The organism is Arthrobacter sp. SO5, from assembly GCF_020532805.1.
GTDB lineage: Bacteria > Actinomycetota > Actinomycetes > Actinomycetales > Micrococcaceae > Arthrobacter.
On sequence record NZ_MQTQ01000077.1, the window covers coordinates 1 to 10,023 of the forward strand.

The window sequence follows — 10,023 nt, forward strand, 5'->3', positions numbered from 1 at the left end:
ACGGCGGCTGCAACCGGGTCATGCCCGCGCTCGTTGCCGAGTCTTGGGCGTGCAGCACGGCATGCTCAGCTTCTAGTCTCTCCATCACGACGTCACCTCCCTTCAAGCCATTCATGATCCCATCGGCGCACCGCTGCATGACCGGGCAGCGCCCCTTCAGAAGCTGGGTGGGCATCACCTGAACGGGAGTGGATGATCGAGAGATTGCTCGGCGGCACGGGGGGCACGGTCGCGAAGGGACGCCATTCGCCGGCGCTGCGTGGCCACGATGAGCAGGGCGATGACGAGAACTGCCGCTCCGGCCGTTCCAGCGATTCCGGCCGGGGAGCTCCACGGGGTTGTCGCCGCGTCGCCGGGTCGGGTCGCGGCGGATACCGGTGCTGAGGCTGGGGCGGGGGCCGAAGCCGCAACTGCAGCAGCGGTGGCGTAGCGGGCCACGGAACCGTTTCCCAAGCCGCTGCCCGGGGTCGTCACGATGATGGTCCCGTCCGGAGCTACCGCGAGGTGACCGGGGTTGCTCTCCGTTGGGATCGAGGGACCCGCTGTTATGGCCCCTGGCGGTATTACGGACAGGGCTGGACTCAGGGCGCTGGCCACGTAGAGGGTCCCGTCCGGCCCGACGGCGGCCTCCGTGGGTCCGCCCGGGACATAGATGCGGTAGGCCACGGTGTCAGCGCCTGGTTTGATGACGGCGACGTGATTGGAACTGATGTTGGTGACATAGATCGTCCCGTCCGGGCCGGCGGCGATCCCGTGGGGGTTCTCTGTCCTCCCAGGAGTGGAGCTGACCTGGATGGTCCGCGAGAGGGTGTTCGCCCCGGCCGGGATCACCGAGACCGTCCCGCCGTACTGGTTCGTCACGAACGCGGTGCCGTCCTTCGTGACCGCCACTTCCACCGGGCCGGCCCCGACCGTGACAATGCGGTCCACCGCCGATCCATTGGGTGCGATGACCGACACAGTGCCCTCGGCAGGGTTCGGAACGAAGACCGTCCCATCGGGTCCGGCGGCAATCAGATGGGTCCCATCCGACACCGGAATGCTCCGTACGACACCCGTAGCCCCGGCCGGGATGACACCCACCACTGCCTCACCCGAGGCGCTGTCCTGCTGTGCCACGTACAACGTGCCGTCCGGGGCCAACGCGATCCCGGAGACATTGATACCCGTACTGAGAGTGCGCGAAGGCAGGGACGCTCCCGGCGGTATCACCCGAATCCCGCCGGCGCCGTAATCGCCCACGTACGCTGTCCCATCAGCACTAACCACTACCCCGAGGGGTGTCCCGCCGACGTCGAGAATCTCCGCAGGAGCCGCCACGGCCGGTGCCGCCCCCAGGAAAAGGACCGCCGTCACCGCTGCGGCAGTCCTCAGACTTTGATGCTTCACGCTTTTCTACCCCCAATAGACGTGGCACCACACAGCGCCACAATGTCATTGCATGGAGCTTAGTCCAGCCTCTGGCGACTTTCGGCCCTACGGAATCCAGACAGCATGTCCGTCGGTGTGCGGAAACAACGCCCGCTCAGGGATCGTCTACCTGACACTGACCGGCGATCCCTAGGCGATCCACACTGGGCTGCCGTGTAGTCTGAGGTCTTCGATTTGGGGGACACATGGCTCGAAAGCGCAACGCTCAATCATTTCTTCTGGGATTTGGTTGTGTGCCTGTAAACATTCGTAGGACATCCTGCAAACAGCGCCGCCGGCCCCGGTGGCTGGCGCAGTCCATGAGGGCCCTCAAATGACGACTCGTCGGCGCGTAGGACGTCTTTCAATGCTCGCGCTCGGGCTGGTCTTGATCGCGTGGATCGGATCGGTGGTCTGGAGCGCCATCGATGAAGGGGCAGTTCCACCCGACTCTGCATTCCAGATTATTCCGCAGCCCAGTGAAGCGGGGGAAATCTCCAAGCGCTGTGGGTCAGGAGGCTGTTGGCGGGAAATGGTTGTCAACATAAGAGAGCCGCAAACTGCACTGTCACTTGCTGCCGAGATGGGAGTTGTGTCAGAACGATGCGAGCCAATGAACCTATGGACGTTGCGTAAAACCTGCACCGGGATCTCTGATGACCGCACCGGGCTCACGGTCTACCTCCGGTATTCAGTCCTAGGTTCCTAAGACATGAGTCAGCTGCATCATCGGCCCCCCGCTGACCCCGTGGCCGCGGAACACCCTCATCGGACGGCGAGCGGCGGCTCGGACAGACAACGCTCAAGAATGCCAGGAGTGAAGCCCGGAGAATGACCGTCCAAGAAAACGCCACGTTGACCGCGGCACGTAACCGTGCGCGAAGCTCCATCTGGCTGGGAATCGCGTGGCTTCTGGTAGCGGCCTGTCTCGGGCTGATGTCCTGGACGCTCCTCCAGCTTGATTCCGCGGACATCTATATTCTTCTCGCTCCGGACATTAACGCCATAACATTGGGAACCGCCCTGGCCCTCCTGGCGATAGTCCCCGCCGTTGCTGGCGTGTATCTAGTGGTGCGAAGTGCAGTTCACAGGATTCGACATCGCTGGATAGCTCGCCTCGTAAAGGCCTCCGGATGGGTGGCCGGCATCTGCATCGGTCTGGTGTTCTCATACTTGGCCTTGATGTTGTTTTGCTCACCCCGGTGACCGCGTACACGCTGCACGCACCGACTGACGGAAGAAGCGTGCTGATCGTCAACAGGACAGTCCTCATAGCGGGCGGATTCACGATCTACGAGCCCCGAAACTGGCCCACTTATGTGAAAGTAGCGTCGCTGACTACCAATAACGCGCACGACCCATTCCGCGCCGGGACATACCGGGCGGTATGGACCGATGAGGGGCTGGACTTGGAGTTCGTAGGTGACTACATGAAACCGGATAGATACGAACACACATTCATTGAGCTCCGGCGGTAGCCATGCCGCCGCAGCGCTGGAACACGCCATGCGAGGACCAAAGCAGGCCGTTTTACAAGCCCCTAGGTCCTTCCTCTCAATCATTCCATCCGAACCAAAAAGGAACTGGCTTGTACGCTGAATTACCGACCCGGGCGCTCAAGTGAACCGCCGTGCAGTAACTATCGTCGTGGTGATGACGACAATGGTCGTTATCCTCCCTTCATGCGGCCGCGCACCTATTGAAGAGATCGCCCGTAACAGTATTCGCGAAAAGGCCACCAAGGCACTAGCCACCTACACACGGATACTGCAGGACACCGCTCCTGGTCCTTCCGAGCGAGTACGCCAGAAACTGGAACAGGCCATGCCAGGTGTCTACGCAGTCGCAACGCCGCCTGGAGGCCGGCCCACCGCGGACATCTACTTGAGGGATCACGTGACCACGAGCGGTGGGTTTTGGGGGGAGCAGCGGACTGTCAACGCCTGCGTCAGATACAGCTACGACCAACAGGCGGCGACCATGAAATCGATAGACTGCCCCGCCACGGGACCTCAGTCTGAGTACGCAGACGAGCACGTGGTGATTCCCTGAACTGTAAGGCGCGCTGCTGCCGGTCAGTGGCCGGTGAGGGATCCTTCACCGGGCGCGCGGCTTCATGACGTCCGTTCGAGGCTATCTGCCTAACGACACTCTCGGCGTAAATCCAACTACTTGCCGACAACGGCGTATTCGCCGTTCAATCTCTCGGCCAAACGTTCGATGTTGGGGCTTGACGGCTGGCCACTCGCGATTTGGCTGAGGTCCACGACCATCCAATTATTTCCTCGAACGAGAGGGATTTTGCCCTGGCTTGAGTCAGCCCACGTTTGATAGCTCTTCTCAAGAGCGTCCTGATTCGGGTAGAGGTCTATCTGAACATCTTCCGAGCAGAGTCTCTGCGACGAAGTGAGACGAACGCCATCGCCCATAGGCACAACCGGATCGCCAACGGGTTTTGAATCGCAGCCCAGGACGTCATCGACGGCAGCGTAGGCCTCATCAATGGAGCCGAAAGATTTCAGATCTTCGCGTCTTGGCTGCTGCCCCGCGCATCCCGTGAGCGGGACCGCCACAAGGGAAATCGCGACAACGATCTCCAGCAAACGACTGCAAGTCATCACTTCTGCCCCCAAGGTTATTGATGGCGCTATTCCACACTGAGCGCCCCCTCGGGAAGCCCAATCGTTACCATAGACGACGGCCTGCTCAGCACTCCAATATCGGGGGGACTATCTCATAAACGGTGTATTCGGCAGTTTTCTTTAGTAGTTTTCAGCTGTCGGGAATCGGTCGCTGAAGGTGATGGCGAAGGCGTTCAAAGCGGGCTTCCAGCGCACGGCCCATCAGGTTCTGCCGGCACCGGTCGGATCGAGGGATCGGGTGACCAGATGCAGGCACTTTAGCGCGGCCTGCTCTGTTGGGAAATGACCCCGCGCTTTCACCGCCCGCCGGTACCGGGCGTTGAGCGATTCGATGGCGTTGGTCGAGCAGATCACCCGCCGTATTTCCACGTCGTAATCCAGGAACGGGATGAATTCCTCCCACGCGTTCTCCGATAGCCGCACGATCGCGCCATACTTCTTGCCCCACCGCTCCGTGAGCTCCGCCAACGCCATCCGGGCCGCCGCGGCATTCGGCGCCGTGTAGATCGGTTTGACGTCCCGTTTGAGTGCGTCCCAGTCCTTTTTCGAGGCCAGCCGGAAGGTGTTGCGGATCAGGAAAGATGATGCACGTCTGCACCGTCGTCAGCGGCCAGACATTGCCTACCACTTCCGGAAGGCCCTTAAGCCCGTCGCAGACCAAGAAAAAGCTGTCTTTCACACCACGGTTCTTGATGTCGGTGAGAACGCTCTTCGCGCCTTCGCCGCCGGTCCCGGCCCATAGGCCCAGGATGTCCTTCTCTCCGTCCAGGGTGACGCCGATGGCGGCGTAGATCGGCCGGTTGGCGACCTGACCATCCTGGATCTTGACAACAATGGCGTCGATGAAGATCGCGGCGTAGACCTCGTCCAGGGGACGGTTCTGCCACTCCTTCGTCTCCTCGAGCACTCTGTCCGTGATCCGCGAGATGGTTTCCCTGGAAACGAAAGCCCCGTAGATCTCGGCGAAATGTGCGCTGATTTCCCCGGTTGTCAGGCCTTTGGCGTAGAGCGAGAGGACCATCTCGTCCACCCCATTCAGGCGGCGCTGGCGCTTCCGGACAATGACCGGCTCGAACGTGCCCTCGCGGTCCCGCGGAACGTCGATGCCCACCGGCCCGGTGGTCTCCGTCAGCACAGTCTTGGACCGGGTCCCGTTGCGGACGTTGCCGGTCTCTTTCCCGGCTGCATCGTGTTTCTCATAGCCGAGGTGCTCTGTGAGCTCCTCGTCCAACGCGGTCTCTATGACCGTCTTGGTCAGCTGTTTGAGCAGCCCGTCAGGACCAGTCAGAGACAGCCCTTGTTCCCGGGCCATCCTCACCAGCTCACGGGCGGCCTCAGCCTCCGTAATTTCCTTCGGTTTCGCAGTGGTGTCCGCAGTCTTCAGGGCATCTAGTGTCACCGGCATATCCAGCTCATTCCTGCCAAGCAGACCGCCTGGCGTGTCGAGCCGGATACACCGTTAATTCCACAGTCCCCCGGCTGAATCCGCCGATCCTTGAGCGGGCACAGGACTCATTCCTGTCGAGGGCCGTCCGTGGGCTTTCGGCTATACCTGCTCGGCGTGGTAATCGAAGGCGAGCGGCAGCAGGTCGCTAGCGAGAATGCTCACGAGTCCTTCAGGAGACGGCACGACCACGCGCACCTCCGGGTAATGATCGGCAAGGATTTGCCGATCCCGCCCACACGGGCTCTTCACGCCTCGCCCATGGTTGCCCACTGCAACGATGTGTGTCAGTTCTGTCGCTCCCGCGGCGCGCGCAGCGCCGAGGGCGACCAGTTCTGCGCAAGGTCCGCCGGTGAAGTGATAGAGGTTCACACCCGTGAATATCCGCCCGTCCGCGGCTCTCACCGCAGCTCCCATGGTGTGTATGCCATCTTCGCCAGGGCCGGCGTCGGTGGTTGCATCGATAGTCTCCCTCGCGAAGTCGACCAGTACCAGTTCGACCTCTGAGGCGGCCAGCGCGGATGCAGGCAACAGATTAGTCATATCGCGATCGTAGAGACTTCACTGGGTCGGACCAAGTCAGCGTCGGGTAGCCGAACCCTCAGCGGGACGGTCCATGGCCGTAGACGCTGAATGCTGTCGACGGACGTTGACCCATACTGGAGTCATGATTTGTTAAATCAGGGCATGAAATTGGGGGCGTTGTGAAGATCTACTCGATGGACGACGAATTCAACGTGGAAGTCGACGTAGCCCCTGTGTCTGGCCGGATCCTGGCGTCTTTGGATGGAGCGGGACTTCGGACCAACCAGATCGAATCCGGAACACAAGCTCACTCCGGATCAGATTTTTCTGTTTCGTCTCCTCGGGATACCGCTGGGCTCCAGTCAATTCCCAGTTGGCATTGACGTCCGAGTCACGTCAACCGGCGACGAGACGCTGGTCTCAGCGACCGCCTACGATCGCTTGGGCTGGTACGTCAATAAGAAGCTCCCCTGGGGCGAGGACGTGGTGGACCGAAAGCTGACTGGACTTCTGAACACGGTCCGGTCAGCTGCCGACCAGCCGATGCTCCCCGAACGAAAAGCGACGTTCAATCCCTAGGCTCCTCGCCCGCGGCTGGCCCCGTTCAAGCCGGCAATCGATGCCTGGTGCTGAACAGGGTCTCCCTATGTTCTTCGTCAAGAAGCGTGCTGTTGGCTTCTGGGTGTAGATAGTTCAGGATTTGAGCATCAGATTCAGTGGCATTGGCAGAGGACAGCCAGGCCGTTGCACCACTACTCGTGCCCAGGGGAAGCGGACGATGAGCGGAATCGACGATCTCATACCCAAGTCCGACGACCGTTGGACCACCGCCACAAGACGAGCGCAAGGCATTGCAGACCTGGGCCTCGGCGGTGCCCTGAAGACCTATTACGCGCTCTATTTCCCGGCCGGGGTGATCATCCTTGTCACGGCGGGGACCGTCGGCGCGATGCTGGCCTTCGAGGGGGACCCGGCAAACTGGCCGTCCTTTCTGCTATTCGGATTCTTCCCTGCAGTGCTGGGTGCCGCCATCGGGGGCCTCATTTACAACGCGAAGAAGATCGCGCCATCAGCGGAGACGGGCAGAATCGACGTGCTGCTCTCGCTGGAAGACGAAGAGCGAAAAGACATCCGGTGCCAGGTTCTCGGGAAGACAACCGTTGACCCGGAGCATCTTGTCGTCTCGCAGGCCGCGGCCGTGCAACTGCGAAAGAATCTCGCCACACAGCTCATCTGGATGTCAGCGTTCCCGCTTCTATTCATTCCCCAAGTTATACGCGGAGCCGGGTTCCTCTCATGGCTCATGGCGGCTGGCATGCTTGTCATGGTGATTGGGGCGATATACGTTGTCCGAGACTTCCAGCGGGCTGGCAGGTTCCTCGACCGCACGGCAGAGCCGGGCGCGAAGGGGCCACAAAAGTGACCCATTCGAGGAACCTTTAACACGCCACCGTAGGAGCCATATCAACCTGCGGCTTGTGTCTAGGCGAACGAGCAGTGCGTGCTGCCACGTCCGCATGAGCGCTGTGCCCAAATCAAGCCAGACCCGGGACTGCAGAGTACGTGGGCTCCCCACTGTGCTCGCGACCGGGGCGGGTCTTGCCTATCTGCTCTTTGCGCCGCCATGACAAGCACTTCTGGGTGACGAGGAGGCTAGCACGGCCAAGTGGGACTGCCGGGGGAATCGAGAGAACGCCTCGTTGCTGTTTCTCGGTGCAAGTACTACACAACCTCCGTAGGGTAGGCACCTGCGGCCTTCAGGCCAATGACCGAACCACTTATTTCAATGACACCTCTGTCAGTCTTCAAGAAGACGACAGTTCTGCCGCGGCCGAGATACCAGGGAGCTGCAACTGGAGTCCTCAGACCTCCTGTCAACGGCATGACGTGATGGAAGGTCAAAGGGCTCCCCACGACAGAACCCCTGAAGGCAGATCTGGGCTGAAAGACCAGAGATCCGTTCTCTTCACTGGCATATCCGCTAAGCCAACCGCGCTGATAAGACGCTGCTGGAGGCGGAGGGCCCAGGGGTAGCGACTTGCATCGAATGCCACATTCGACGACACCCATCTCGGCATCCATCGCTTCCCGTTTCCTTCTCAACGGGGCGATAAGCAGCGTCAAAGCTAACTGGAAGACGAAAATACCCCCCACCACGATGGCCATGTAGGACCAGGAACCGAGCAGTTTCAGAAACACCGCGATGGTCGCAGCGGCGGCCACCGCCAGACCTATAAATAGGCCAGCCACAGGCGCTTTTTCCCACCACCCATAAGGCGTCGGGTGTAGCGTCTCCTGGGCCACAGTGGCCCTCCTAACCTTCGCCTGCGGGCGCTATCTGAGCGTAGTCTCCCAGACAAAAGCATTTCCGCGTACCCCACAGCCTCCGCATATACGCAGACGCCAGGAGTAGTTAATTTGTCTTCAGGAACATCCTCCGCTAACTGGATGGATCGGCTGCACCTCGCCCGGCCTGGACCTGGTCCAAAGCCATAAGCAGGCCGTCGGCGTCTGGGACGTCAAAAAAAGCGACATTCTGTCCCAGGCCAAGGCTGAAGAAGTCCAACCCCGTGTTCTGATACATGCCGAAAAGGCCCAGGGCGCCCTGATACCCGAAAGTCACACTCACATGCTGACCGTCCTTATTCCTGTCCACCTTGGTTGGCATACCCCTCACGGGAGTATCAGCAACTGATTTGTCCCCTGTACAAACGATCGCCCGATTATCTGTGAGTCCGTACGCTGTGACGACCTTCCGCCGTTTTTTGACAATGAAACGGCCGAAAATGAAGTACAGGCCCACCAGGACGAACGGAATTCCCCAAATAACGAATAAAGGTGACTGGCTTCTGGTGATGGCCAAGATTTCCCATACAACCGCAAATCCACCCCAGAAGATGCTGAAAGGCACGAGAAACGCATCAGCGCCCGTAAAGCGAACCTTAGGGTCTGGTTGACCAACCCATAGGAGCCGTTCGCTCTGGCGAAGGAGTGGCAGAATCCGGATTCTCGGATCGTTCATGCCCAGAAGTCTTACACAGTTGGTTCCCGTCTGAACAGGGCTAACTTTGGCGAGTAGACGCTGGCTGCACCTCAGAAAGGAACCCTGAACGGGCCCGGCTTCGCGGGCGGATCAAGCGCGGCCAGGATGGCCAGCTCAAGGCGAATTGCGGACTCCGAGTCGCATCCGGCCCGTCCGAAGTCCACCCGTTCCTCTGCGGAAAATGCCACAATCTGTGCATGCCACTCATTCAGGTTCTCAATGCATTCCTCCTCCACTGAAAAGAAGCGTCAGCTGCTGGCAGCGCTAACGGCTACTTAAGCCGAGGTCGTGGAAATCCGTCCCGACACGATCCGGGTGATTTTGCACGAGCTCCCCCGCGAGAGCTGGTCTGTCGCCGGCATCACAATGGCGGAGTCAGGACAGAACGAACGCGTCTAACCGGAAGTCCGCCCAATACCCCCTGGCAATGCCCCTTCCGCCAAATCAATTGGGACCGCCGGAGTGATCCGGTCGAGGATCGCGTGCCCGGACGCCTCGAAAAGGATGAGCTCTGCCCGCCGGTCGTCAGCTGTTACGCCGTGAATCTCGGCGAATCGGGCGACGGGCAGGAAGAGAACACCTCGGCGGGCTGACCGCCCCGGCTCAACGCCCTGGCACCGCCCCCGGAAAAGTGATCCAGGCTTGGGGTGGAGCGCAATGTGACCGGTCAGTAATAAGATGCGGTCATGGCCGTCGAGTTGCTCAAACCCTCGCCCCGGGGCAGGTGGGAAAAGGCCGCTGTCTCCTCGCAGTTCTGGCTGTTCTCTGTCGCGTTGTTTGTTTCAGGCGTCTTTCGCGATGACCTGGGCTTCTGGGGCTCCACGGCATTAGCTGTTGTCATCATGGGCCTCGGATCGGTCGTGCTCGTCCGCAAGGCGGCGCCTGAGCGGAGGGAGCGGTTGGTTCGCGACGCCGATCGCGGAGTCATTGAATGCGCACTCCGGTATGCGGACTCTCAT

8 protein-coding genes and 1 pseudogene are annotated in these 10,023 nt (G+C 60.5%); 3 read left to right on the forward strand and 6 right to left on the reverse strand.

Translation table 11 applies throughout. The features are described from left to right. Positions 1-174: 174 nt before the first annotated feature. From BJG92_RS14765 to BJG92_RS14780, 4 genes and pseudogenes are all read right to left on the reverse strand, one after another. Positions 175-1,389 (reverse strand): NHL repeat-containing protein, encoded by a 1,215-nt coding sequence (locus BJG92_RS14765; protein ID WP_232084754.1) that lies wholly within the window; start codon positions 1,387-1,389, stop codon positions 175-177. A 2,189-nt stretch (positions 1,390-3,578) separates the two neighbouring features. Continuing rightward, positions 3,579-4,013, reverse strand: coding sequence for a hypothetical protein (locus BJG92_RS14770; RefSeq protein ID WP_232084755.1), 435 nt, complete (start codon positions 4,011-4,013; stop codon positions 3,579-3,581). 159 nt (positions 4,014-4,172) lie between these two features. Continuing rightward, a pseudogene (locus BJG92_RS14775) lies at positions 4,173-5,457 on the reverse strand (IS256 family transposase). Between the two features lie 141 nt (positions 5,458-5,598). After that, positions 5,599-6,039 (reverse strand): cytidine deaminase, encoded by a 441-nt coding sequence (locus tag BJG92_RS14780; RefSeq protein WP_232084756.1) that lies wholly within the window; start codon positions 6,037-6,039, stop codon positions 5,599-5,601. Between the two features lie 243 nt (positions 6,040-6,282). On the opposite strand from BJG92_RS14780, the gene BJG92_RS14785 reads away from it, so the two are divergent. Next, complete coding sequence (locus BJG92_RS14785; RefSeq protein WP_232084757.1) at positions 6,283-6,600, forward strand: hypothetical protein; 318 nt, start codon at positions 6,283-6,285, stop codon at positions 6,598-6,600. A 199-nt stretch (positions 6,601-6,799) separates the two neighbouring features. Then, a complete protein-coding gene (locus BJG92_RS14790; RefSeq protein WP_232084758.1) occupies positions 6,800-7,444 on the forward strand; it encodes a hypothetical protein in 645 nt (214 codons plus the stop codon). Positions 7,445-7,743: 299 nt separating this feature from the next. Here BJG92_RS14790 and BJG92_RS14795 read toward each other — a convergent pair whose 3' ends face one another. Continuing rightward, the gene (locus BJG92_RS14795; RefSeq protein ID WP_232084759.1) at positions 7,744-8,325 is read right to left on the reverse strand and encodes a hypothetical protein; all 582 of its coding nucleotides are present in this window, start codon (positions 8,323-8,325) and stop codon (positions 7,744-7,746) included. 136 nt (positions 8,326-8,461) lie between these two features. Further along, on the reverse strand, positions 8,462-9,043 hold the full coding sequence (locus BJG92_RS14800; protein ID WP_232084760.1) for a hypothetical protein: 582 nt from the start codon (positions 9,041-9,043) through the stop codon (positions 8,462-8,464). A 707-nt stretch (positions 9,044-9,750) separates the two neighbouring features. Between BJG92_RS14800 and BJG92_RS14805 the strand changes: the two genes are divergently transcribed. Next, a partial coding sequence (locus BJG92_RS14805; RefSeq protein ID WP_232084761.1) for a hypothetical protein occupies positions 9,751-10,023 on the forward strand: 273 nt, incomplete at its 3' end.

Coding starts and splice junctions, on each gene's coding strand:
- BJG92_RS14780 (WP_232084756.1), bottom strand. CDS start 6,039: ATGACTAATCTGTTGCCTGCATCCGCGCTGGCCGCCTCAGAGGTCGAA.
- BJG92_RS14785 (WP_232084757.1), top strand. CDS start 6,283: ATGGAGCGGGACTTCGGACCAACCAGATCGAATCCGGAACACAAGCTC.
- BJG92_RS14790 (WP_232084758.1), top strand. CDS start 6,800: ATGAGCGGAATCGACGATCTCATACCCAAGTCCGACGACCGTTGGACC.
- BJG92_RS14800 (WP_232084760.1), bottom strand. CDS start 9,043: ATGAACGATCCGAGAATCCGGATTCTGCCACTCCTTCGCCAGAGCGAA.